This is a genomic window from Streptomyces thermocarboxydus, assembly GCF_024760485.1.
GTDB lineage: Bacteria > Actinomycetota > Actinomycetes > Streptomycetales > Streptomycetaceae > Streptomyces > Streptomyces cellulosae.
The window spans coordinates 4,025,096-4,048,885 of record NZ_CP058273.1 but is presented as its reverse complement, the minus strand read 5'-3'; the positions used below and the strand labels follow the sequence as shown (position 1 = coordinate 4,048,885).

The following is a 23,790-nucleotide window of genomic DNA, read 5'->3' as shown; positions in this document are numbered from 1 at the left end:
GAAAAGGGATGACGGACCGGCGTCCGCGGCAGTGCGTGCGATACACATTGTCTGCGAACGGCTCCCCCCTGCGGCAAGCGATTAACCAGCGGGGACACTGGAAGGATCCGGCGGGCCGCGGCCCGCACCCACCGTCGAGAGGACCTGGACCGTGCAGCGGAAGGCGTACGGACCCGGCGTCGCCGCGCTCCTCGCGGCCGTACTGGCCGGCTGCACGGGCAGCCCGGACGGCGGCGGGCAGGCGGACGACTCCAACCCGGGCAGCGCCGGCACGGCGACCCAGGCGGCCCAGCCCGGCCGGTACGCCACGCTTCCCGAGCCCTGCGGCGCCGTCGGCGACCGGACGCTGGAGGAACTCCTGCCCGGTCTGACGGAGTTGACGGACGAGCTGCAGCGGGAGAAGGCGTACGCGGGCGAGGCGACGCTCACCTACGACACCGACCGCAAGGTGGGCTGCCGCTGGAAGGTGGAGTCCCTCGCGGCGACCGACCGGCTGCTGGTGGACTTCGAACGGGTCGTCTCCTACGACAACACGGTCAGCGACGACGCCCAGGCGGAGGAGCTGTTCGCCCGGAGGCGGACGGCGGCGCAGCTGCCCGTGCCGACGGTGACCGGCTCCGGCTCCCCCTCCCCGACCGGTTCCGGCGCGACCACCGGCCCGGCGGACCCGAGCGGTTCCGCGACGGCGTCCGGCTCGCCCTCGTCGCCCTCCTCGCCCTCGTCCACCGCGTCGCCCTCCGTGGCCCCGTCGGACCTCCAGCCGCGGGTCCTGGAGGACCTGGGCGACGAGGCGTTCCTCGACGACGCGCTCGACCGCTCCGGTTCGACCGTCCAGGAGCGCACCGTGACTGTGGCGTTCCGCACGTCCAACGTCATCGTGACCATCCAGTACGCGGAGCAGCCGGTGACCGTCGGAGCGGTCCCGGACAGCAAGGAAATGCAGGACAGGGCCCGGAAACTGGCCGCCGAGCTGTCCGACTCGCTGGGCGGCTGACCCTCGTTCACCGCCCCTCCACGCTCTCCGCGAAGCCCTCGAAGTACGGCCGTCCGGGTGACGAGGCGCGTACCGTGACCCCTCGGACACCGTTCCGACCGCAGGGAACACGAGCGTCATGAGTGAAGGAACCATGCAGCGACGAGCACAGCGAGAGCAGCCCGAGCGAGCCAAGCGCCTGACCCGCGTCCTTGTCTGCGCGGCAGCCGTCCCCGTGATGCTGGTCGCGACCGGCTGCTCCTCGGACTCCGGATCCGGTGACGGCGGTGACAAGGCGGCGAGCGCCTCCGCGTCGGCGAGCCCGTCCCCGACCGTGCAGGCGGCGGCGTACCGGACGCTGCCCGAGGCGTGCGGCGTGCTGAGCGAGAAGACCCTCAAGGACCTGGCGCCGAAGGCGAAGTCCGGCAAGGAGGGCAGCTCGGACGATGTGGCCGCGCGGGCCAGCTGCTCCTGGAGCAGCCTGGACAACAACGGCGTGAAGGGCTCGCAGTTCCGCTGGCTGAACGTGTCGCTGCTGCGTTTCGAGTCGGACACCACGCGCGGCCCGGGCGACAAGCTGGCCAAGGAGTACTACGACAAGCAGGTGCGTGACGTCCGGGCGACGCCGGGCGCGCGGAGCCTGACCGCCCGGCCGGTGGCCGGCACGGGTGACGAGGCGACCGCGGTGCGGTACGACCTGAAGAAGGACGAGGGCACCTTCAAGCAGCAGACGGTGGTGGCGCGGGTGGAGAACGTGGTCGTCACCCTCGACTACAACGGCGCGGGTCTGGCGGGCGACAAGGCGCCGGACGCCGACGCGCTGCTGGCGGACGCGAAGAAGGCCGCCCGGGAGGCGGTGCTGTCGGTGACGAAGGCCAACGGACCGGGTGCGGCGAGCGGTTCGCCGTCCGCGCCGGCGTCGAAGGCGCCTTCCGCGTCGGCCTCCGGCAAGGACTGAACCGGCTGAACCAGAACCGGCCACCCGTCCTCCGCACACATGTGCCACTCTGTTGCGCGCAACAACACGCACTGGGAGGGGAGTACGGGTGGCCGCGCCCATTCAGCTGACACGGACGCACCGGGTTCTCATCGGCGTGGTCGTCTCCGGTGCCGTCGTCATCGCCGGGATCGGCTTCGCCGGTTCGTACGCGGCGGTCCGTGAGCTGGCCCTGAAGAAGGGCTTCGGCAACTTCAGTTACGTCTTTCCGATCGGCATCGACGCGGGCATCTGCGTGCTGCTGGCGCTGGATCTGCTGCTGACGTGGATCCGTATCCCGTTCCCGCTGCTGCGGCAGACGGCGTGGCTGCTGACGGCGGCCACGATCGCCTTCAACGGCGCGGCGGCCTGGCCGGATCCGCTCGGTGTGGGCATGCACGGGGTGATCCCGATCCTGTTCGTGGTCTCCGTGGAGGCCGCGCGGCACGCGATCGGCCGGATCGCGGACATCACCGCCGACAAGCACATGGAGGGCGTGCGGCTGACCCGCTGGCTGCTGTCGCCGGTGCCGACGTTCCTGCTGTGGCGGCGGATGAAGCTGTGGGAGCTGCGCTCCTACGAGCAGGTGATCAAGCTGGAGCAGGAGCGGCTGGTCTACCAGGCCCGGCTGCGCTCCCGCTTCGGCCGCGCCTGGCGCCGCAAGGCCCCGGTGGAGTCGTTGATGCCGCTCCGCCTCGCGAAGTACGGCGTCCCCCTCGCGGACACGGCCCCGGCGGGCCTGGCGGCGGCGGGCATAGAGCCGGCGCTGATACCTCCGGCGCCGGAACTCTCCGTGGCTGCGGGCAGTCGTGCGGCTGGGGCGGCACGGGTCCCGTCCGGCGAGCAGCGTCTGGAGCTGGAGCCGGACCGCGGGGACGAGGAGCCGTCGAACCCCTGGCTGCACGCCCGCGACCCGCAGTCCGTGGAGTACCACGGGGGCTACGACCCGACGTTCGACCCGGACGAGTACGCCCGCTGGATGGCCGAGCAGCGTCAGGCGGAGCAGTACGAGGACCAGTACCAGGAGGAGCCGCCCGTCCAGGAGCCCGCTCCGGAGGAGACCGGCGCGTTCCCGATCCCGGTCATCCCGGGCGGTCGCACCCGCGAGCTGGGCGAGGGCGGCGCGGCTCCCGTCGCGGAGCCGGGCGAGGACGACTTCTACCAGGTCTTCCGGCAGTCGATAGACGGCAGCTACCCGACCCCCCGCGTCCTGGGCGACAACATCGAGGCGACCTTCGGCGTGACGCTGAGCCCGAGCGCCCTGAAGGACCTCACCGAACGCTTCCAGGCCCGCCACGCCGCGGAACTGGAGGAGGACCACATCGCCTGACCGGCGTGTGTGTGCACAGACATGACGAGGGGCCCCCGGGTGATCCGGGGGCCCCTCGCGCTCATGCGGTGCGTTCCGTGCGTCCCCTTACCGTGCCGCGTGCCCGAAGGCGACGCCCGCCGAGGGCAGTCCGCCCTTGCCCGGCTGGTAGGTGGTGGCCGGGGTGCTGGTTCCGCTCACCACGTTGGACATCGGCAGGGCGTACAGGGCCCCGTAGGTGAGGGGCCCGTTGGGCATGCCGACGTACAGCTGGGTGCCGGTGAAGTGGATGCTCTGGCCCAGGCGCTGGTTGGCGCCCGCCGTGCCGGGGATGCCGCCGGAGTTGCCGGCCTCGAACCAGCGCTCGTTGGCGCCCGGGGAGCCCACCAGGGAGAACGTGGTGATGGCGCCGGCCTTGGCGGTGCTGCCGATGGCCTCGTCCGGGAGGCCCACGGCCAGCCGCAGGTTCGCCGTGGTGCTGACCGCGCGGGGCGCGGTGTTGACGGCGGCGAGGGCCGCGCCGAACCGGTCGCCGGCCTCGGAGGTGCCGCTGACGTCGTCGGTCGCGGTGCCCGAGTAGTAGGTGTGCTGCTGGCTGTAGGTGCCGGCGGCGGTGATGCGGAAGCTCTGGGCCATGCCGGCGTCCTTCTTGTTGACGCCGTCGATGCTCAGGTCCTCGCCGGGGGAGCCGACGACGAGGATCGACTCGCCGGTGACTCCGGCCGACGGGCGGTAGGGCACGAGGGCCAGGGCCGCGGCGAACTGGTCGCCCGCTTCCGCGGCGCCGGAGACGGTGTCCAGGTCCTGGTCGAGCCCGAACAGCGGGGTGGGGTTGCCGGCGTTCAGCGTGTGCGAGAAGACGGCGAGGTTGCCGGCGTCGGCGTCCGCCCCGATGGCCTCGTTCGGCGCGCCGATGACGAGGTGGTAGGCGTCGGCCGCGACGGTGGTGCCGAAGCGGTCTCCGGCCTCCACGGCGCCGGGGACGTTGGGCTTGTCCTGGTGGATGGAGACGTTGGTGGTGCCGTACAGGTAGAACGCCTGGCCGGCCTCGGCGACGCTGCCCAGGGACTCGCCCGGCGCTCCGGCCACGGCGAACGGCACGCCCTCGGCGGTGACGCCGGCGGCGACGGCGTGGCCGAAGCGGTCACCCTTCTCGGACGCGGAGGCGCCGAGGGAGCCGCCGCCGGTGCCCTGCTCGTAGTGGGTGGCCTTCTGCGTGCCGGTGCCCATGCCGCCGGGGGCGCCGTAGAGGATGTCGACCATGCCCGCGTCGGTGGCGCCCGACAGGTCCTCGCCGGGGGTGCCGACCACCAGGTCGGTGCAGCCGTCCTCGTTGAAGTCGGTGGTGTCGATGGCCTCGGCGAAGTAGTCGTTGGCCTCGGAGCCTCCGGGGACCCAGTCGAGGTCCTGGGTGATCTCGGCGGTGCCCTTGCCGCCGCCGTAGACGATGCGTACCAGGCCGGCGTTGGCATCGCCGCCGACGGTGGCCCTGGGGTCGGCGATCGCGATGTCCTCGACGCCGTCGCAGTTGAAGTCGGTGATGCGGGGGGCGCCGATCACGGAGTCGGCCCAGGAGGCGAGGTCGTCGACGCGGGCGGCGATGCCGCCGGTGCCGGTCTGGTCCTCGTCGGTGCCCAGGCAGCCGCCCTGGTACGACCGGCTCGCGAGCGCGACCAGCTGGTGCGTGGAGCCGGAGGTGCGGACCATGGGGCCGCCCGTGTCGCCCATGCACGCGGCGACGCCGTCCTGGCCGGTGACGGCGGCGGTGGTGCCGTCGGCGGAGTCCACGGTGAAGGTGCCGGTGTGGAGGTCGAGCGGGGCCCATTCGGTCGTCGTACGGCCGTAGCCGGCGAGCTTCAGCTGCTCGCCCGCGACGGGGGCGGAGGCGGCGAGGGCGACGGGGGTGACGTTCGGGACCGGGCGGTTCAGCCGGGCGAGGACCACGTCGCGGTCGGTGCGGGGCACCAGCTCGACGACCTGACGGACGGCGCCGCCGGTGCCGGTGAGGTCGGCGCGGCCGACGGTCGCGGTGGTCTTCTTCGCGGGCTTGCCCGCGGGCACGGCGAGGCTCTGCGCCGGGTCGTCGGCGAAGCAGCTCGCGGCGGTGAGCAGCCACTCGGGGTCGACGAGGACCCCGGAGCAGCCGCGGTCGTGGTCGCCCACGATCAGCTGCGCGGCGTAGGCGTGGGTGGTGTCGCCGGAGGGGGCGGCGGGCCCCGTGACGGCGAGGGCGGGCGCGGCGGTGAGGACCAGGGCTCCCGTGGTCAGCGCGGCTCCCAGTACGGCGGGGCGCACGGGTCTGGTACGTCGCATGAAGTCCATTCCTTGGGGTGATTCCGGCAGGGTGGGCCGGACGGGACGGGTGTCGGTGCGTGTTCCGTGGCGCCGGGCGGGGTCAGGCGCTGGTACGGATTTCGACGAGGATGTGACTCCGGCCGCTCGGGTCGGTGGACTCGCCGACGGGCTCGAACGAGTTCTCCGGCACGGTCACTTCCTGGACCGTCTCGTCGGGGGCCCGGAGGGTCAGGTCGGCGTCGACACCCGCGGCGCCCTTCACGCCGTAGACGGACTGGATCTCGAGGCTGAGGTAGCCGGAGGTCCCGGTGACGCTGAAACAGACCATCTGGTTGACGCGCGTGTACACCTCGAGCAACCCGGTCCGGCTGCCGCAGGTGGCGAGGGTGATGTGACCGTCACCCCGTTTCAGGACGATGCCCTGCTCGGCCTCGATCTTGTCGGCCTGCGGGTAGTTGTAGTCCTCCACCGCGTAGCCCGGTTGTTCGTCGGCCACCGACGCGGTGGCCGACGCGTCGTGCGATCCGGCCACTCCGGTGGCGATCACGGTCGCGGCCCCGGCGGCGGCGACCGCTCCGGTGACGGCGATCCTTCGTGCAAGGTTCACGCAAGTCCCCCCTGCGCATTGTGAGTTGACTCCGTGCGGACCGGCGGGTGGTTCTCACCGTGTCGGGTCCGGACGGAAGAGCCGCCGAATTCAAACACAAGTTCGGTTCATCCGCACGTACAAAGCGGCTCATTCACGCTCATATGGCTTGAACACAGCGTGTGCGTCTTCTCACTGAATCATTGCAACCTCAACCGGTGGCCCAAACCTCACAGCTTGCGTACTCTCACGTCCGCCCAGTCCTACAGCTCCTCCAGCCACTTGCCGCACGCTGCCCACAACTCGTCGCACCAACAGATGAGTTGGGGCACATGTGCAGTTTTTGACGACTCGCGAACGCGACCGACGGCCGTTCACCTCGCGGTGTGGAGCCGCCTGTTGCCGACCAGACGGATGGACTCTTGAACACCACTTTCTGGAGCAGACGCCGGTTCCTGACCGTCGCTGCCGCCACCACGGCAGCCACGTCGATCCCCCTCGCCACGACCGCTCAGGTCTACGCCGCCACCGCGGCCACAGGCGACATGCCCCACCTTCCCTCCCTGCCGGACACCCCCCGAGGGAAGGCCGTGTCCGCCTGGAAGGCGGGCGGCAAGGCGGTGCGCAGTGCGGCGGCGGCCGCGCTCACCGGTACGCAGGCCGACGTGGAGCAGTTCGTCGCCACGGGACTCCCCGCTGCGGTCGCGGAGGACAACCGCGTCGCCCTCTTCAAGGCGCTCTCCGGCTCCGGCAAGGGCGTCGCACGCGACATCTCCGCCGCCCTGACCGCGGGTGACGAGGCGGTCAGCGCCTTCCTGTCCGGCGGCTACGAGGCCTCCCAGCTGGAGGACCTCCGCGTCCTCACCTTCACGCTGATGAACCAGGGCGGCACCAGCGTGAAGGCCGCCGCGAGCACGGCGCTCGACGACGGCTCCCTCGACGCGCTGATGAAGTTCGTCACCGAGACGCAGTTCACCGCACGGTTCGAGGACGAGCGGGCCGAGGTCTTCAAGGTCCTGGCCACCGCATCGCCCCAGGTGAAGACGTCCGCGCAGCGCGCCCTGGAGGAAGGCACCGCGGGTGCCATCGGCTGGTTCCTGGAGACCGAGCAGCACATCGCCCGTGCCCGCGACCAGGAGAAGGCGACCATCGACCAGCTCGTCGCCATCGTCGAGCGCGAGGGCAACCGGGCCCATCTGACGATGGAGCAGGCCGTCGCCGAGTCGGAGAAGGCGCAGACCGCCGCCGAGAAGGCGAAGGCCGCCGCTCTGGAGGCCGCGAACGAGGCCCAGGCCGCGCAGAACGACGTGAAGAAGGCCGGCAGCGCCGCCCGTAAGGCGGCCGGTGCGGCGAAGGGAGCCGCGCAGGCGGCCCGCACCGCCATCTCCGCCTCCAACGCCGCGCAGACCGCGGCGCGCCGGGCCGCCTGGGCCGCGAACGCCGCTGCCGCCGCGGCCGCCACCGCCGCCCGCGCCGCCTCGAACGCCTACCGGTCCGCGATCGCGGCGTCCGCGGACGCCTCCCAGGCGAAGGCCGCGAAGGACGCCGCCGTCAACGCCCGCAACGCCGCCGCGAAGGCGCGTACCGCCGCGGCCGCCGCGGACCACGCGTCGACGGCCGCCGCGCAGGCCTCCTCGGCCGGTTCCGCCGCGGCCTCCGCGGCCCGCAACGCCGCGTCCGCCGCGAACTCCGCCGCCGCCGCGGCCTCCGCCGCCGGCGTCGCGCAGTCGGAGGCCGCCGCAGCCCGCGCCGCGGCCGCCGAGGCGGACGCACAGGCCGCGCGGGCCACCCGTGCGGCGTCCACCGCCCAGTCCCTGGCGGCCACCGCGGCGAGCGCGGCCAGGACCGCGCGCAACGCCGCCAACTCCGCGGCGGACCACGCGGAGAACGCGGCCGACGCGGCGGAAGAGGCCGCCAAGCACGCGGGGGAGGCAGTCGACCACGCCAACCGCTCCACCCAGTTCGCCGCCCAGGCCAAGGAAGCCGCCGACGCGGCGACGGCGGCCGTCCTCGAGGCGATGGAGGTCGAGCAGACGGCCCGGGAGGCGGAACAGGCCAAGATCGAGGAGCACACCCTCCAGGGACGGGACGAGGCGCGCCGGCTCAAGGCGATCGAGGAGCAGGACCTCGAGGCCGCCCGCAACCAGCTCACCCAGCAGCAGGCACTGGACTCGGCCACCAAGGACCTCATCGCGGAGGCCGAGCGGGCACTCCGCGACGGGGACGAGCAGGCCGCCGTCGCCGCGGGCCGCGAGGCGTGCCTCAACCTGCTGTCGTCGCACGGCACCTGGACGCGCGAGGCCGCGGAGTTCGCCCTGGCGGGCGACGACCAGGCGGTGCTGGCCTGGATCGACGCCGACCGGGTCGTCGCACAGAACCAGGACGACCGGGAGACCGTCCTCTACATCGCGCGGATCTCCACCCCCGACGTGGCCGATGCCGCGCAGCGGGCCCTGGAGTCCACCGACCCCGGCGCCGTCGCCGCGTTCCTCAACGGCGGGATGATCGAGGCCGCGAAGACCGACAACTCGGTCGCGGTCTTCCGAGTCCTCGGCAAGAACCCCGGCAAGGCGGTCAAGGAGGCCGCCACCGCCGCGCTGAGCGACGGCTCCGCCAAGGCGCTGCACGAGTTCTTCGCCACCAAGTACCCGGCGGCGCAGTACGAGGACGACCGTGTCGCCGTCTTCACGGTCCTGGCGACCGCCGGGCCCTACACCACGATGGCCGCGAACGTGGCCCTGGAGGGGCCGGAGTGGATGCTCCGGGACTTCCTCACCACCGTCCACCCCCGCATGGTGCAGCTCGACGCGGACGCCTCCGCGCACATCGCCGCCGTCCGCGCGTCCCTCGCCCACGCCGCGAAGATCGCGCAGGACGCGCAGACGGACGCCGCGCACGCGTCCAAGGCCGCGGCGGAAGCCCGGAAGGCGGCCGACGAGGCGGTCAAGTGGGCCGACGCCGCCAAGAAGTCGGCGGACAAGGCGGCCGGGTACGCGAAGCAGGCGGACGACTACGCGGACGCCGCGGAGCAGTCCGCGAAGGACGCCTCGGCATCCGCCGCGACGGCGAAGGCGGCCGCGCTGGCCGCGCGCGCCGCGTCCCGCCGGGCCAACTACTCCGCCAACCAGGCCACGGCGTCGGCGAGTTCGGCCGTCCAGTCGGCCATCGCGGCACAGGCGTCCGCGTCCGCCGCCCGGGCCTCGGCCGTCGCGGCCGGCAAGGACGCGCGGGAGGCGGCGCAGGCGGCCTCCGAGGCGCGCGCGATCGCCGTCGCCAAGCGGAAGGCGGAGCAGGAGGCCGCGGCCAGGAAGGCGGCGGAGGAGGCCCGCAGGAACAAGCAGAACGGTGTGGACCCGTCCGACACCGCCGACCACGACAAGGTGGAGAAGCCGGGCACCTTCCTCGGCGGCACCAAGGAGGACTGGCAGGAGGTCGCCAACGTCCTGTCGGCCGTGTCCACCATCTCGGGCGGCATCGCCGCCGCCTCCCTGCTGATCCCGCCGCCCCTGGGCGAGGTGATCGCGGGCACCGCGGGCACGATCTCCCTCATCACCGGCGTGGCGGGCGCCGTCATCACCGGTTTCACCGACGGGTGGACGTCGAACGCGTTCCTGTCCTCCGCCGCCGGCGTCGCCATCAGCGTCCTCACCGGCGGTATCCCGCTCACCAAGTTCGGCGGGGTGTCGGGCGTCATCGCATGGGGGACCAACGGTCTTCGCTCCGCCCCCGTCATCGCCGCCCGGCTCGAGCAGGAGCTGATCTCCCCGGCGGTCGGGGTCTTCACCACCAAGTGGGACCAGGCCAAGGACACGGTCACCGACACGGTGAGTGACGCATGGGACGCCCTGACGCCCTGGTGACGGCGGACGGACGGCTTCCGGGGCGGAACGCCGGTACGTTCACCGCAGTCATGCCGCGATCCGCTCCGGAAGGACCTTTCCCTTGTTCCTCTCCCTCCCCACCGCCGCCTGGATCCTCGTCGCCCTCGCGGTCACCCCGCTTCACGTGGCCCTGATGCGTTGGTCCATGCCGACGCCGAAGGGGAAGAAGAGCGTGTCCTTCATCCCCGTCGTCCTGGGACCGGTCCTGGTGCTGTACGCGCTGGTGAAGGGCTACTCCCTGTCCGTGACGCTGTATCTGTACGCGTCCGTGCTGCTGATCTTCGTCGTCATGATCGTCCCGGTGCGGAAGTGGGTCGCCGCCGACATCCTGCGCCAGGAGCAGAACCCGGACGTCAAGGTGAAGCCGCACGGGCCGTCCACGGCATGGATCATGTTCTCCATGATCGTCTCCATGGCCGTCGTGGTCGGGGTGTGGATGTCCCACACCTGACCGTCCCGGCGGGCCGCGAGGCGGACACCGTGACGACGCAGGGGCGCCCGGTGACTGTCACCGGGCGCCCCTGCGTCGTGCGTGTGCGCGTTACGCGCCGAGCAGGTGCCGCACCCGCTCCTGCCCCACCGCCAGCAGCAGCGTCGGCAGGCGCGGGCCCGTGTCGCGGCTGACCAGGAGCCGGTAGAGGAGGGCGAAGAAGGACCGCTGGGCGGTCTTGATCTCCGGGGGGAGCTCCTTGGGCGTGGCGTCGGCGGAGAAGCCGGCCTGGACCTTCGGGACGCCGTAGACGAGGTGGGTCAGGCCGTCCAGGGACCAGTTGTCGGCGAGGCCGTCGAGGAGGAGCCGCAGGGACTCCCGCGCCTGCTCGTCCAGCGACTTCAGCAGCTCCGTGTCGGGCTCGTCGCGGACGATGGTGCGCTGGTCGGCGGGGACGTGGGTGTTGATCCACGCCTCGGCCTTGTCGTAGCGCGGGCGGGCCTCGTCGAGGGAGGTCAGCGGGTTCGCCGGGTCGAGGTCGCTGAGGATGCGCAGCGCCTGGTCCTCGTGTCCCGCGGTGATGTCGGCGACGGAGGCCAGCGTGCGGTACGGCAGCGGCCGGGGCGTGCGCGGCAGCTCGCCGCTCGCCGTGCGCACCGCGCGGGAGTGCGCGGCGGCGTCGGCGGGCAGCGCGGTGCCGTCGGCGACCTTGGCCTCGAGGCGGTCCCACTCGTCGTAGAGACGCTGGATCTCCTGGTCGAAGGCGACTTTGAAGGACTGGTTGGGCTTGCGGCGGGCGTACAGCCAGCGCAGCAGCTGCGGCTCCATGATCTTCAGGGCGTCGGCCGGGGTGGGCACGCCGCCCTTGGACGACGACATCTTCGCCATGCCGCTGATGCCGACGAAGGCGTACATCGGGCCGAGCGGCTGCTTGCCGCCGAAGATCCCGACGATCTGCCCGCCGACCTGGAACGACGAGCCGGGCGAGGAGTGGTCCACGCCGCTGGGCTCGAAGATCACGCCCTCGTAGGCCCAGCGCATCGGCCAGTCGACCTTCCAGACCAGCTTGCCGCGGTTGAACTCGTTGAGCCGGACCGTCTCCGAGAAGCCGCAGGCGGTGCAGGAGTAGGTCAGCTCGGTGGAGTCGTCGTCGTACGAGGTGACCGTGGTGAGGTCCTTCTCGCAGTTGCCGCAGTACGGCTTGTAAGGGAAGTACCCGGCCGAGCCGGAGCTGCCGTCGTCCTCGGCGGCGGCGCCGGACCCCTCGGCGGCCTCCAGCTCCGCCTCGTCCACCGGCTTCTGCTGCTGCTTCTTCGCCGGGGCCTTCTTCGTGCGGTACTGCGCGAGGATCGCGTCGATGTCCCCGCGGTGCTTCATCGCGTGCAGGATCTGCTCGCGGTAGACGCCGGAGGTGTACTGCTCCGTCTGGCTGATCCCGTCGAACTCCACGCCCAGCTCGGCCAGCGACTCGATCATCGCGGCCTTGAAGTGCTCGGCCCAGTTCGGGTGCGGGGAGCCCTTGGGGGCCGGGACCGAGGTGAGGGGCTTGCCGATGTGCTCGGCCCAGGTCTCGTCCACGCCGGGGACGCCGGCCGGCACCTTGCGGTAACGGTCGTAGTCGTCCCAGGAGATCAGGTGGCGCACCTGGTACCCGCGGCGGCGGATCTCGTCGGCGACCAGGTGCGGGGTCATGACCTCGCGCAGGTTGCCCAGGTGGATGGGGCCCGAGGGGGACAGACCGGACGCGACGACTACCGGTTTGCCCGGGGCCCGACGCTCCGACTCCTCGATGACCTCATCCGCGAAACGGGAGACCCAGTCGGTGGTCTCGGTGCTCTGAGCCACGATCGGCACGTCCTTCTTTCTGCTCGGGCAGCCGGTACGGTCGCACGGCTGACCGTGCCATTCTCCCAGCTCCCCCGGCCACCGCGAAAACGCCTTTTCACCGGCCCGGGGACGGCCCGGACGCGACCCGGCCACGGCCCGGGAGGGCCTTCGGCGGCGCCTCCACGCCCCCGCGCACGGAAAAACCGCTTTACCCCCCATGGGATACTGGCCGTGTCTATCTGAACCCACGAGGAGAACGGCACCCACTCCATGGCCTCGGTCACATCGCTCACCGATCTCGTCAGCAAGCAGCTCACGTCCGCCCTCTCCGCCACCCGGCCGGAGACGTCCGCGGACCCGCTGCTGCGACGCAGCGACCGGGCGGACTTCCAGGCCAACGGGATCCTCGCGCTGGCGAAGAAGGCCAAGGCCAACCCGCGGGACCTGGCCACGGAGGTCGTCTCCCACATCACCACCGGTGACGTGATCAAGGACGTCGAGGTCTCCGGCCCCGGCTTCCTCAACATCACGATCGCCGACCGGGCGGTCCTGGAGAACCTGGCCGCGCGGTACGCGGACGAGACGGGCCGCCTCGGCGTGTCCCTCGCCGAGAACCCGGGCACCACGGTGATCGACTACGCCCAGCCGAACGTGGCCAAGGAGATGCACGTCGGCCACCTGCGGTCCGCGGTGATCGGTGACGCCCTGCGCGGCATGCTCGACTTCACCGGCGAGAAGACGATCGGCCGGCACCACATCGGCGACTGGGGCACCCAGTTCGGCATGCTCATCCAGTACCTGATGGAGCACCCGGGCGAGCTGGCCCCGCCCTCCGAGGTCGACGGCGATCAGGCCATGTCGAACCTCAACCGGATCTACAAGGCCTCCCGGGCCGTCTTCGACACCGACGAGGCGTTCAAGGAGCGGGCGCGCAAGCGGGTCGTCGCCCTGCAGTCCGGCGACAAGGAGACCCTCGAGCTGTGGCAGCAGTTCGTGGACGAGTCGAAGGTCTACTTCAACTCGGTCTTCGACAAGCTCGACATGGAGATCCGCGACGACGAGATCGTCGGCGAGTCCGCGTACAACGAGGGCATGCCCGAGACGGCGCGGCTGCTGGAGGAGATGGGCGTCGCCGAGCGCTCCGAGGGCGCGCTGGTGGTGTTCTTCGACGACATCCGCGGCAAGGACGACAAGCCGGTCCCGCTGATCGTGCAGAAGGCCGACGGCGGCTTCGGCTACGCGGCCTCCGACCTCACCGCGATCCGCAACCGGGTCTTCGACCTGCACGCCGACACCCTGCTGTACGTGGTGGACGTGCGGCAGTCGCTGCACTTCAAGATGGTCTTCGAGACCGCCCGCCGGGCCGGCTGGCTGAACGACGACGTCACCGCGCACCACATCGGCTTCGGCACGGTGCTGGGCGCGGACGGCAAGCCGTTCAAGACCCGTGAGGGCGAGACCGTCCGGCTGAAGGACCTGCTGGACGAGGCCGTGCAGCGGGCCGCCGAGGTCGTCCGGGAGAAGGCGAAGGACCTCACCGAGGAGGAGATCCAGGAGCGGGCCGCGCAGGTCGGCATCGGCGCCGTGAAGTACGCGGACCTGTCGACGTCGCCGACCCGCGACTACAAGTTCGACCTGGACCAGATGGTCTCGCTGAACGGCGACACCTCGGTGTACCTGCAGTACGCGTACGCCCGTATCCGGTCGATCCTGCGGAAGGCCGGGGACGTACGCCCTGCCGCGCACCCGGAGCTGGAGCTGCACGAGGCCGAGCGGGCGCTGGGCCTGCACCTGGACGCGTTCGGGGACACGGTGTTCGAGGCGGCGGCCGAGTACGCGCCGCACAAGCTGACGGCGTACCTGTACCAGCTGGCGTCGCTGTACACGACGTTCTACGACAAGTGCCCGGTGCTGAAGGCGGAGTCGCCCGAGCAGGTGGAGAACCGGCTGTTCCTGTGCGACCTCACGGCCCGCACGCTGACCAAGGGCATGTCCCTGCTGGGCATCAGGACGCCCGAGCGCCTCTGACGCCCTCCGGCCCTACGGCACACGGCCCGTCCGCTCCCTCGAGGGGAGAGGACGGGCCGCGGTCGTGTCAGGGGCCCCCGTGGGCGCCGTCGGTCAGCGGCAGTTCACCCAGGTGTTGGACTTGATGTAGTGGGAGGCGCTGTCGGTCGTCTTGTAGCCGCGCGGGACGACGCCGCTGGAGCCGCCGTGGTTCTTCGCCGAGTACCACTTGAAGTCGCAGGACTTGCCGTGGTTGTACCAGGACTTGAAGTTCTGAAAGACCGCGAACTGGGTCAGGTCCTTGTTCGTGCCGGCGACCTTCTGCATGCGGCCGGTGTAGTTCTGACCGGACCAGACGCAGAACCAGCCCGACGGACAGTCGCTCGCCGCCGACGGCGCGGCCGGGGCGGCGCCGGCGCTCCCGGCGGTGCCGGCCAGCAGGCCCCCGGTCATCGCGACCCCCGTGGCCAGGACGGCGAGCTTGCGGGTGATGGTCATGTCGTTCCCCCTTCGAAACGCGGGTGGCGCCGACCCGGTGGGCCGGCTCGTCACCGAGACTGGCGGACGCCCGCCGACGGCCGCCACGGTTGCCGGTGAAGTGACGTCACCGCGGGACGTCCCAGCCTGTGACCTGCGGTTTCCCACGCCCGTGGGACGGTCCGGCGGGACAGCGGGACGCCATGGCCGGATCGGTGCGGGGCCGCACCCGAAGTCCCCTGCGCGCGGCCGCCGTTGTTGCAGAATGCGAACGGGGAGAACCCGCACACGCGATCGGGGGAAGAGATGTCGCGTTGGAAAGCACTGCCCGCGGAGCTCGATCCGAGGGCACGGCATCTGGTGGTGAGCCTGCGCCGCCTGAAGGACCACAGCGGGCTGAGCATGCGGCAGCTGGCGGCGAAGACGGGGTACAGCACGTCGTCCTGGGAGCGGTATCTGGGCGGCAGGTCGCTGCCGCCGAAGGAGGCCGTCGAGGCGGTCGCGGCGGTCGCCGGGGAGGACCCGACGCGTCTGCTGGCCCTGTGGGAGGTCGCGTCGGCGGCCTGCGCGGGGCAGCCCGCGGACACGGCCGCCGCCGACGGCACCCCGCCCGAGGTGCCCCCGGAAGCGCCCGCCCGCCCGCACGGGCCCTGATCGTCACCGGCGTCGTCGCGTTCGTCCTGGTGGTCACGTCGGCCGCGGTGCTCGTGGCGCGGTTCGCCGGGGACGACGAGGGCCGGGCGCGGCCCCCGGCGGTGTCGTCGGCCGCACCGGCCGGCGCCGCGGCGTCGCCCACGGTCATGTCGTACACCTGCCGGGTCGAGCGGGTCGGCGGGCAGTGGTTCGCGGGGCTGAGCCGGACGCAGGACGCGATCCTGGCGACCGGGCAGGCGGGGGCGCAGGTGGCGGAGGCGCAGTGCCTGCTGCGGCGGGCCGGGTTCCCTCCGGGGGACATCGACGGCATCTACGGCCCGAGGACCGAGCGGGCCGTCCAGCGGCTCCAGCGGAAGGCCGGTCTGGTGGTGGACGGCATCGTCGGCCCGCACACCTGGGGAGCCCTGCGCGGATGACGCCCCCACCGGAACGAGCCGAACTGGCCGCCGCCCTGCGGGAGATGCGGCAGCGCACGGGGCTGAGCCTGACAGGTCTGGAGGAGCGCACCCCGTACAGCAAGTCCTCCTGGGGCCGCTATCTGAAGGGCGACACCCTGCCGCCCCGGGACGCGGTGCGGGCGCTGTGCCGGCTGGCGGGCGAACCGGACGGGCGCTGTCTCGCCCTGTGGGAGATCGCGGAGGCGGCGGGCAGCGGGCGCGCCGCCCACGCCCCGGCGGACGCGCCGTCCCGTGCGGAACCCGAGCGGGAGGCGTCCGCTCCGCCGCCACCCGAAGGGACGAACCGGAATCGGACGTTGCGCGTCGCGGTGGCGGTCGCGGCCGTGCTGGCGGTGCTGGCGTCGGCCGTCACCGCGAGCGTGCTGCTGACGGACGACGGGACGCGGGAGGAGCCGGTCCGGGCGACCGCCTCCCCGGGGACGACCGTCGTCCCGCCGCCCCGCTGCCGGGGCGCGTCCTGCGCGGGCAAAGACCCCTTCAACATGCTGTGCGGGGCCCACCCGGACACCCTCACCACCTACCGCACCGCGGCCGGCGCCCGCCTGGAGCTGCGGCACAGCTCCAGGTGCGGGACGAGCTGGGCGCGGATGTGGGGCACGGACATCGGCGACCGCATCGAGCTGGTCGCCCCCGGCCCGCCCCGGTCCGCCGAGGTGACGGACGCCCTGGACGCGCGGGCGTACGTCTACACGCCCATGGCGGAGACGGCCCCCGGCACGGTCGTCCGGGCCTGCTTCCACCCGGCGCATGGCGAGAGGAAGCGGGAGTGCTTCGAGGCCACGGTGCGCTGACGGCTCACCGGGCTCGAGAAGTCAGTCCCGCAGCGCCGCCCCCAGCCTCCGCAGCCCCTCCGCGATCTCCTCCGGCGTCTGCGTGACGAAGCACAGGCGGAGCGTGGAGCGGTCGGGTTCGCCCGCGTGGAAGGGGGCGCCGGGGACGTACGCCACGTCGTGCCGGACCACCTCGGGCAGCAGGGCGGTCGTGTCGTACGAGGACGGCAGGCGGACCCAGAGGAACATGCCGCCCTCGGGACGCGTCCAGACCGAGCCGGCGGGGAGCGCGTCGGGGAGGCCGGCCAACATGGCGTTCCGGCGCTCCCCGTAGACGCCGGCCACGCGGTGGACATGGGCGTCCAGGTCGCGGTCGGCGAGATAGCGGGCGGCGGCGAGCTGGTTGACGGTCGGGGTGTGCAGGTCGGCGGCCTGCTTGGCGACGGCACAGGCACGGCGGATCCCCTCCGGCGCACGCAGCCAGCCCAGCCGCAGCCCGGGCGCCATGATCTTGGAGAGGCTGCCCAGCAGCACCGTCCGGTCCTCCGCGCCCGGGTGGGCGGCGATCCACGGCACCCGCTCGCCCTCGTACCGCAGTTCGCCGTACGGGTCGTCCTCGACGATCCACAGTCCGCGCCGCGCGGCGACCTCGGCGACGGCGGCCCGGCGGGCGGCGGGGAGGGTGCGGCCGGTGGGGTTCTGGAACGTCGGCACGGTGTAGAGCAGCTTGGGCCGCTCGCGGACCACCAGTTCCTCCAACGCCGCCGGGTCCAGGCCGTGTTCGTCGCCGGGCACCGCGACGACCCGCGCCCCGGCCAGCCCGAAGGACTGAAGCGCCGCCAGGTAGCAGGGGTCTTCGACCAGCACCGTGTCGCCCGGTTCGAGCAGCGCCGTGGCGAGGAGGGACAGCGCCTGCTGGGAGCCGGTGGTGACGAGCAGGTCGTCGGGCGAGGTCACCAGCCCGCGCGCGCCGGTGCGTTCGGCGAGTACGGCCCGCAGCGCGGGTTCGCCCTCGGTCGTGGAGTACTGCAGCGCCCGCGCGGGCGTCTCGGCGAACACCGCGCGGTACGCCTCAGCGATCCCGTCCGCGTCGAACAGCTCCGGCGCAGGGAGACCGCCCGCGAAGTTGATCACCTCGGGGCGGGCGGTGACGGCCAGGATGTCCCGCACGGGCGAGCCGCCGACCGCCGAGGCCCGCGCGGCGAGCCGGGGGGGGGAGCGAGGGCGTCGGGTGCGGCGGGCGGCTCGGTGACGGTCATGCACGGCTCCTGGGGCTGGCTGGGTGGCGGGGCGTGCCCGCAGCCTAGAAAAACGCGTGCGGTCTACACACGCCTTTCCGCGATCCGGACGCCTGCCCCTGAAGTGCCCTACTCCAGCTTGGTCGTCCCCTCCGGCACCCAGCCGTCGCCGCCGATCGGGAACTCGTACGCCGGTCGCCCCTTGTTGCCGCTGGTGCGGAAGGGCCGGCCCTGGTCGTCGACGGTGAGCGTGCCGCTGCGGTCGCCGCTGGACCACTTCAGCTCCAGGTACCAGTCGACGTCGTACGAACTGACGGAGGCCGTGATGTAGTACACCTCCGGGTCGGACTCGCTGACCTTGAACGGGAAGTCGTCGTTGCCCGGTTCGGGGGCCAGGGACGGCCGCGCCGAGTCCAGGTCGACGGCGAACGCCCGCGTCTCGACGCCGCCTCCGCAGCCCACGCCGGGGTAGGCCATGGCGTAGTCGTTCCAGGCGAGCGGCGCCCGCTTGCCCGCGACCCGCACGGTGAGGCCGTCGATCACGACCGTCTCGGGGCCGGCGCCCTGCACGGTGACCCGCAGGTACTGCTGCCCCGAGGACACCGCGCCGTGCGCCGCCACCCAGGCCGCGGCGCCCTCCTCGACCGGCGGAGGCTTCATCTCGCTCGCCGGCTGGTCGGCGAGGTACCGCTGCGAGCAGGGGCTCTCCCACGCGTACGGGTCCGCCTGCACCGTGACCGGCACCCCGCCCTTCTGCTTCTCGCCGTCCGGGGCGCCGGCGGGCGCGGAGCCGGCGGGCGTCCTGGTCGGGCTCTTCTCCTTGGCGGAGGTGGACGGGGAGGCGCTCGAGGAGGACGTCGGCGAGGCCGAGGCGGTGGTGCTCTCCTCGGCGGTCACCCCGGCCGCGCCGACCGGACGCTGCCGTCCCGCACCGGCGTCACCGTCCGAGCCGCCTCCGCCCGGCAGCCCGAGGGCGAAGGTGACCCCGGCGGCGACGGCGGCGACCGCGATGCCCGCGAGGACGGCGGTACGGGTACGGCGGCGGGAGGGGGCGGGGTCCGTGGTCCCGGCCTCGGGGGCCTCCTGCACAGGGCTGGTAATCGTTGGGCCAACCGGGGCTGCGGAGGACTCCTCCACCGGGGGCGCGTCAGCGGCGGCCGCCCCGGGCCCGGTATCCGCACCCTCTTCCACCGAAGGCGTCCCGGCGACAGCCGCCGGCTTCCGCCCCCGCACCGCGTCCGCCAGCACCCACCGCCGGTGCAGCTCGACGAGTTCCTCGGAGCGCGCCTTGCACAGCCGGGCCAGCCGCTCCACCGGGGCGTAGTCGGCCGGCACCGCGTCCCCGTTGCAGTACCGGTGCAGGGTCGACGTACTCATGTGCAGCCGCTTGGCGAGCACCCCGTAACTGAGCCCCGACCGGTCCTTCAACTCGCGCAGCAGCGCGGCGAAATCCGCCGCCGCCGTCTGTTCCGACACCGTTCCTCCACTCCCCCGTGTCCCGTTCCACCGTTCCAGGGGACGGCCGTTCCCCCAGGTCAGCGCGGTGTGAGCGTTCCAGCGTCCCGGAAGGGCCGTGGACTGTGGCGGCCGGGACGGATCGCACCGCACGCTCTGGTCATCCAAGCACGCCGCTCCCGCCGACCGGACGAGCGGCTGCGTCAAGTCCCATCCGATGACAAGGAATTCGCCATGCGCACCTCTCGCCTCCAGCTCCTCGCCGCCGCCAGTGTCGCCGTCGCCTCCCTCGCGCTGACCGCCTGCCAGGACGGCACCGGCACCCGCGACGAGGGCGCGTCCGCCTCGAAGCCGGTCGCGTCGGCGTCCTCCGACAGCTCCTCGCAGGCGCCCAAGGAGGGGGCCGCCTCGGGCGACAAGGGGAACGGCTCCACCGCGAACGGGTCCGGCGGGGACGCGGCCGGCTCCGGCGACAGCGGCAAGGGCTCCTCGTCCGGACAGGGCTCGTCGGCCGGCCAGGGCTCGTCGGCCGGGAAGGGCTCGTCGGCCGGGAAGGGCTCGTCGGCCGGGAAGGGCTCCGGTTCGGGCGGGTCCGACGACGGCCCGGCGGCGTTCAACCCCTGCAACGGCTCGAACACCTCCGTCAGCGCCGCGCCGGTCTCCCGCCCGGTGAACCACATGCTGATCACGGTGAAGAACACCGGTTCGAAGAACTGCGACCTGACCTACTACCCGGTGCTGCGGTTCGACGAGATGCAGTGGGTGCCGCAGCCGGTGGAGGACTCCAAGCCGCAGGCCGTCGTCACCCTGGCCCCGGGCGAGTCGGGGTACGCCGGGGTCATGCTGTCGGCGGCCGACGGCAGCGGCGCGGGCGGCACCACCGGCAAGAAGCTCGCCGTCGGTTTCCAGGGCCGCACCCCGAACAGCGACGGCGGCCCCGCCGCGATCCCGTCCCTGCCGGCCGCGGGCGTGTACTACGACAGCAGCCTGACGGTGACGTACTGGCAGTACTCGAAGGACGACGCGCTCACGTACTGAGCCGCGGGCACGTCCACGACGGGCGGGTTCACCTGCGACAGCGGGTGCACCCGCCCGCGGGCGTGCGAGGCGGCTCCGGGCCCGGAGGAAGCGCGGGTCAGCGCAGGGTCTGGGCGACCTCGGTGGCCCAGTAGGTGAGGATGCTGCGCGCGCCGGCGCGGCGAATGCCCGTGAGGGACTCGAGGATCGCCTTGTCGCGGTCGATCCAGCCCCTCTCCGCGGCGGCCTCGATCATCGCGTACTCGCCGGAGATCTGGTACGCCACGACCGGCACGTCCACCGCGTCCGCGACCTTGGCGAGGACGTCGAGGTAGGGGCCGGCCGGCTTGACCATGACCATGTCGGCGCCCTCCTCCAGGTCGAGCTCCAGCTCGCGCATCGACTCGCGGAGGTTGGCCGGGTCCTGCTGGTAGGTGCGGCGGTCGCCCTGGAGCGACGAGCCGACGGCCTCCCGGAAGGGACCGTAGAAGGCGGAGGCGTACTTCGCGGTGTACGCGAGGATCGCGACGTCGTCCCGGCCGATCTGGTCGAGGGCGTCGCGGATGACGCCGATCTGCCCGTCCATCATCCCGCTCGGGCCGACCACATGGGCGCCCGCGTCGGCCTGGACCTGCGCCATCTCGGCGTACCGCTCGAGGGTGGCGTCGTTGTCGACGCGGCCCTGGTCGTCGAGGACGCCGCAGTGGCCGTGGTCGGTGAACTCGTCGAGGCACAGGTCGGACATGACGAGCAGGTCGTCGCCGACCTCCGCGCGGACGTCCCGCAGGGCGACCTGGAGAATGCCGTCCGGATCGGTGCCGGCCGTGCCCACGCCGTCCTTCTTGGACTCCTCCGGCACGCCGAACAGCATGATCCCGGAGATGCCGGCGGCGACGGCCTCGGCGGCGGCCTTCTTCAGGCTGTCGCGGGTGTGCTGCACGACACCCGGCATCGACGAGATCGGCACCGGCTCGGAGACGCCCTCGCGCACGAAGGCCGGGAGGATGAAGTCGGCGGGGTGCAGGCGGGTCTCGGCGACCATGCGCCGCATCACCGGGGAGGTGCGCAGACGCCGCGGGCGCGTGCCGGGGAAGGATCCGTACGTCGTCATACCACCTACGCTACGCCCGCCCCGGCCGTGCCTTTGCCGACGGAGAGTCGGCGCACAGCGGGCGCGCGACCGGCGCGCGAGCTGTACGGCACGGGCTCCCGGAAGGCTTACGGGCGGCGCGACACCGGCCCCCGACCACCCCGCCGTGCGGCTCCCCCGCGACGGGACCATCCTGGAGGAAGGGCCCGGACGGCAGGCGCCGGGGCCGCCCTTGGACCCGGCCCGCCGCCGTCCGATCCGTACCCCCTCCGTACCGGCCCCCGCGGAGTTCCCCATGGCCCCCCTGCACCAGACCCCCGACCTGTTCGTCCCCACTGCCGCTGGTGGAGATCCGGCACATGGGCGGCGCCCTGTCCCGTCCCGCGCCTGGACCCCGGACGTCCACGCCGGCCTGCTGCGCCTCAAACAGCCCTACGACCCCGCGGACCTGCTCCGCTTCGGCCACACCCCCTGAGCCGGCCACAACTCCGCCGGATACGGTGCTCGTCTTCCGTGACTGCGCGACAGAGGGGCAACAACCGTGCACAGCGCCACCGTGACGACCGAGGGCGACCAGATCCGCTGGGCCGAACTGCCGGGCAAGGACCCGGTCCGCGTCTACGTCCACGGGCTCGGCGCCACCTCACCGCTGTACTTCGCGCAGAGCGCCGTCCACCCCCTGCTGGCCGGGCACCGCTCCCTGCTGATCGACCTGCTCGGCCACGGCCACAGCGACCGTCCCACCTCGTTCTCCTACACGCTGGAGGACCACGCGGACACGCTCGCCGCCGCACTGCGCGCCGCGGGGGTCACCGCCGCCGACGTGGTCGCGCACAGCATGGGCGGGGCCGTCGCCGTCGTCCTGGCCGCCCGCCACCCGGAGCTGGTGGCGCGGCTGGTCCTCGTCGACGCCAACCTGGACCCGCTGACGCCGGAGCGGGGCGCCTACGGCAGCCGGGACATCGCGTCGTACAGCGAGGAGGAGTTTCTCGCGGGCGGCTGGCAGGAGGTACGCGACCGGGCGGGCGACGCGTGGTGGGCGACGATGCGACTGACGGGCCGGGAGGCCCTGTACCGCAGCGCCGTGCACCTGGTCCGCGCCACGAGCCCCACCATGCGGGAGCTGCTGCTGGACCTGCCGATGCCGCGCGCCTTCCTCTACCCGGAGCCGGACGGTCCCTTCCCAGGCGCGGACGAACTGGAGGCGGCGGGCGTCCGCGTGGTCGCGGTCCCGGACTGCGGGCACTGCATCATGCTGGACAACCCGGAGGGCTTCGCCCGCGCGACGGCCGAGGCGCTGGCCTGACCTCCCCCTTTCTTCCCGACCCGCCGGAGGGACCGACATGCGACTGCGCTGTGCCGTGCTGGACGACTTCCAGGGTGTCGCCACCACGCTGGCCGACTGGGGTCCCGTACGGGACCGGGTGGACGTGACCGCGTTCCGCGAGCACATCGCGGACGAGGACGAACTGGCCGCCGCGCTGGCCGACTTCGACTTGGTGGTGACCCTGCGCGAACGGGTCCCGTTCCCGGCCTCGCTGCTGGACCGGCTCCCCCGGCTGAAGCTGATCGTCGCCTCCGGCATGCGCAACTCGGTCATCGATTACGCGGCCGCCGAACGCAACGGCGTCACCGTCTGCGGCACCCGCAGCTTCCCCACCCCGCCGGTGGAGCTGACCTGGGCGCTGCTGCTCGGGTTCGCCCGGGGCTTGGTCACCGAGAACAACGCCCTGCGCACGAACGGCCCTTGGCAGTCGACGGTCGGCGCCGACCTGCACGGCCACCGCCTCGGCCTGATCGGCCTCGGCAAGATCGGCAGCCGGGTGGCACGGGTGGGCCTCGCCTTCGGCATGGAGGTCACGGCGTGGAGCCCGCACCTCACCAAGGAGCGCACGGACGAGGTGGGCGTCGAACTGGCCCCTTCCAAGGAGGAGTTGTTGCGCACCAGCGACTTCGTCTCCCTGCACCTCGTCCTCGGCGACACCACCCGGGGCCTGCTCGGGGCGCCCGAACTGGCCCTGATCAAGCCCACCGCCTACCTGGTCAACACCTCCCGCGCCGGCCTCGTCGACCAGGACGCTCTGCTCACCGCGCTGCACGAGGGCACGATCGCGGGCGCGGCGGTGGACGTCTTCGACACCGAGCCGCTCCCCGCCGACCACCCCCTGCGCACGGCCCCGCGCCTGCTGGCGACCCCGCACCTCGGCTACGTCTCCGAGCTCAACTACCGCACGTACTACACGGAGGCGGTCGAGGACATCGAGGCGTACCTGTCGGGCACGCCGGTCCGCACACTCCGCTGAACGCCCGTTGTGGACCGGTCGGACGGCCGCTCTTTGGCCCTGTC

The 23,790-nt window shown here is 72.7% G+C and carries 19 protein-coding genes and 1 pseudogene; 13 read left to right on the top strand and 7 right to left on the bottom strand.

Annotated elements, in window-relative coordinates; translation table 11 throughout:
• Positions 1–151 precede the first annotated feature (151 nt).
• From AY578_RS18685 to AY578_RS18675, 3 genes are all read left to right on the top strand, one after another.
• The gene (locus tag AY578_RS18685) at positions 152–994 is read left to right on the top strand and encodes a hypothetical protein (RefSeq protein WP_028959978.1); all 843 of its coding nucleotides are present in this window, start codon (positions 152–154) and stop codon (positions 992–994) included.
• A gap of 133 nt (positions 995–1,127) precedes the next feature.
• Positions 1,128–1,931, top strand: coding sequence for a DUF3558 family protein (locus tag AY578_RS18680; protein WP_234008061.1), 804 nt, complete (start codon positions 1,128–1,130; stop codon positions 1,929–1,931).
• 88 nt (positions 1,932–2,019) lie between these two features.
• Positions 2,020–3,279: a DUF2637 domain-containing protein gene (locus tag AY578_RS18675; protein WP_258903121.1), complete on the top strand. Its 1,260-nt coding sequence runs from the start codon at positions 2,020–2,022 to the stop codon at positions 3,277–3,279.
• Between the two features lie 87 nt (positions 3,280–3,366).
• Here AY578_RS18675 and AY578_RS18670 read toward each other — a convergent pair whose 3' ends face one another.
• Both AY578_RS18670 and AY578_RS18665 read right to left on the bottom strand, forming a co-directional pair.
• Positions 3,367–5,571, bottom strand: a complete 2,205-nt coding sequence (locus AY578_RS18670; protein WP_258903120.1) for a S1 family peptidase — start codon at positions 5,569–5,571, stop codon at positions 3,367–3,369.
• 82 nt (positions 5,572–5,653) lie between these two features.
• Complete coding sequence (locus AY578_RS18665) at positions 5,654–6,160, bottom strand: hypothetical protein (protein ID WP_019526260.1); 507 nt, start codon at positions 6,158–6,160, stop codon at positions 5,654–5,656.
• Positions 6,161–6,561: 401 nt separating this feature from the next.
• Between AY578_RS18665 and AY578_RS18660 the strand changes: the two genes are divergently transcribed.
• Together AY578_RS18660 and AY578_RS18655 are read left to right on the top strand one after the other, a co-directional pair.
• Complete coding sequence (locus tag AY578_RS18660; protein ID WP_258903119.1) at positions 6,562–9,999, top strand: ALF repeat-containing protein; 3,438 nt, start codon at positions 6,562–6,564, stop codon at positions 9,997–9,999.
• An 82-nt stretch (positions 10,000–10,081) separates the two neighbouring features.
• The gene (locus tag AY578_RS18655) at positions 10,082–10,471 is read left to right on the top strand and encodes a hypothetical protein (protein ID WP_019526258.1); all 390 of its coding nucleotides are present in this window, start codon (positions 10,082–10,084) and stop codon (positions 10,469–10,471) included.
• Between the two features lie 90 nt (positions 10,472–10,561).
• Here the strand turns inward: AY578_RS18655 and lysS are convergent, their stop codons facing one another.
• Complete coding sequence (gene lysS / locus AY578_RS18650) at positions 10,562–12,304, bottom strand: lysine--tRNA ligase (protein ID WP_258903117.1); 1,743 nt, start codon at positions 12,302–12,304, stop codon at positions 10,562–10,564.
• Positions 12,305–12,547: 243 nt separating this feature from the next.
• Here lysS and argS point away from each other — a divergent pair, with 243 nt between their 5' ends.
• Positions 12,548–14,305: an arginine--tRNA ligase gene (gene argS, locus AY578_RS18645; protein ID WP_258903115.1), complete on the top strand. Its 1,758-nt coding sequence runs from the start codon at positions 12,548–12,550 to the stop codon at positions 14,303–14,305.
• Between the two features lie 93 nt (positions 14,306–14,398).
• On the opposite strand, the gene AY578_RS18640 is transcribed toward argS, so the two are convergent.
• A complete protein-coding gene (locus AY578_RS18640) occupies positions 14,399–14,782 on the bottom strand; it encodes a peptidase inhibitor family I36 protein (RefSeq protein ID WP_019526255.1) in 384 nt (127 codons plus the stop codon).
• Positions 14,783–15,067: 285 nt separating this feature from the next.
• Here AY578_RS18640 and AY578_RS33870 point away from each other — a divergent pair, with 285 nt between their 5' ends.
• From AY578_RS33870 to AY578_RS18630, 3 genes are read left to right on the top strand one after another with little or no spacing between them, the layout of a single operon-like run.
• The gene (locus AY578_RS33870) at positions 15,068–15,415 is read left to right on the top strand and encodes a helix-turn-helix domain-containing protein (protein ID WP_337663097.1); all 348 of its coding nucleotides are present in this window, start codon (positions 15,068–15,070) and stop codon (positions 15,413–15,415) included.
• 29 nt (positions 15,416–15,444) lie between these two features.
• Positions 15,445–15,831, top strand: coding sequence for a peptidoglycan-binding domain-containing protein (locus tag AY578_RS33865; RefSeq protein ID WP_337663096.1), 387 nt, complete (start codon positions 15,445–15,447; stop codon positions 15,829–15,831).
• Complete coding sequence (locus AY578_RS18630; protein WP_019526253.1) at positions 15,828–16,664, top strand: helix-turn-helix domain-containing protein; 837 nt, start codon at positions 15,828–15,830, stop codon at positions 16,662–16,664. The genes AY578_RS33865 and AY578_RS18630 overlap by 4 nt, the downstream gene beginning before the upstream one ends.
• A gap of 21 nt (positions 16,665–16,685) precedes the next feature.
• On the opposite strand, the pseudogene AY578_RS18625 reads toward AY578_RS18630, so the two are convergent.
• Positions 16,686–17,902: pseudogene (locus AY578_RS18625) on the bottom strand (aminotransferase-like domain-containing protein).
• Between the two features lie 108 nt (positions 17,903–18,010).
• On the bottom strand, positions 18,011–19,357 hold the full coding sequence (locus AY578_RS18620) for a helix-turn-helix domain-containing protein (RefSeq protein ID WP_019526251.1): 1,347 nt from the start codon (positions 19,355–19,357) through the stop codon (positions 18,011–18,013).
• 213 nt (positions 19,358–19,570) lie between these two features.
• On the opposite strand from AY578_RS18620, the gene AY578_RS18615 reads away from it, so the two are divergent.
• Positions 19,571–20,374: a DUF4232 domain-containing protein gene (locus AY578_RS18615; protein WP_258903113.1), complete on the top strand. Its 804-nt coding sequence runs from the start codon at positions 19,571–19,573 to the stop codon at positions 20,372–20,374.
• A gap of 97 nt (positions 20,375–20,471) precedes the next feature.
• Here the strand turns inward: AY578_RS18615 and hemB are convergent, their stop codons facing one another.
• Complete coding sequence (gene hemB / locus AY578_RS18610) at positions 20,472–21,464, bottom strand: porphobilinogen synthase (RefSeq protein ID WP_019526249.1); 993 nt, start codon at positions 21,462–21,464, stop codon at positions 20,472–20,474.
• 274 nt (positions 21,465–21,738) lie between these two features.
• Here hemB and AY578_RS18605 point away from each other — a divergent pair, with 274 nt between their 5' ends.
• From AY578_RS18605 to AY578_RS18595, 3 genes are all read left to right on the top strand, one after another.
• A complete protein-coding gene (locus AY578_RS18605) occupies positions 21,739–21,918 on the top strand; it encodes a hypothetical protein (RefSeq protein WP_215048336.1) in 180 nt (59 codons plus the stop codon).
• Between the two features lie 66 nt (positions 21,919–21,984).
• Positions 21,985–22,749, top strand: coding sequence for an alpha/beta fold hydrolase (locus AY578_RS18600; RefSeq protein ID WP_258903110.1), 765 nt, complete (start codon positions 21,985–21,987; stop codon positions 22,747–22,749).
• Between the two features lie 37 nt (positions 22,750–22,786).
• Positions 22,787–23,746 carry a D-2-hydroxyacid dehydrogenase family protein gene (locus tag AY578_RS18595; protein WP_258903108.1) on the top strand — a complete coding sequence of 320 codons (960 nt, stop codon included), beginning with the start codon at positions 22,787–22,789 and terminating at the stop codon, positions 23,744–23,746.
• The last annotated feature ends 44 nt before the right edge of the window (positions 23,747–23,790 follow it).

Excerpts from the sequence above, each read along its gene's own strand:
- AY578_RS18680 (WP_234008061.1), top strand. The coding sequence starts at position 1,128 with ATGCAGCGACGAGCACAGCGAGAGCAGCCCGAGCGAGCCAAGCGCCTG.
- AY578_RS18670 (WP_258903120.1), bottom strand. The coding sequence starts at position 5,571 with ATGCGACGTACCAGACCCGTGCGCCCCGCCGTACTGGGAGCCGCGCTG.
- argS (WP_258903115.1), top strand. The coding sequence starts at position 12,548 with ATGGCCTCGGTCACATCGCTCACCGATCTCGTCAGCAAGCAGCTCACG.
- AY578_RS18640 (WP_019526255.1), bottom strand. The coding sequence starts at position 14,782 with ATGACCATCACCCGCAAGCTCGCCGTCCTGGCCACGGGGGTCGCGATG.
- AY578_RS33870 (WP_337663097.1), top strand. The coding sequence starts at position 15,068 with ATGTCGCGTTGGAAAGCACTGCCCGCGGAGCTCGATCCGAGGGCACGG.
- AY578_RS18630 (WP_019526253.1), top strand. The coding sequence starts at position 15,828 with ATGACGCCCCCACCGGAACGAGCCGAACTGGCCGCCGCCCTGCGGGAG.
- AY578_RS18615 (WP_258903113.1), top strand. The coding sequence starts at position 19,571 with ATGCGCACCTCTCGCCTCCAGCTCCTCGCCGCCGCCAGTGTCGCCGTC.
- hemB (WP_019526249.1), bottom strand. The coding sequence starts at position 21,464 with ATGACGACGTACGGATCCTTCCCCGGCACGCGCCCGCGGCGTCTGCGC.
- AY578_RS18605 (WP_215048336.1), top strand. The coding sequence starts at position 21,739 with ATGGCCCCCCTGCACCAGACCCCCGACCTGTTCGTCCCCACTGCCGCT.
- AY578_RS18595 (WP_258903108.1), top strand. The coding sequence starts at position 22,787 with ATGCGACTGCGCTGTGCCGTGCTGGACGACTTCCAGGGTGTCGCCACC.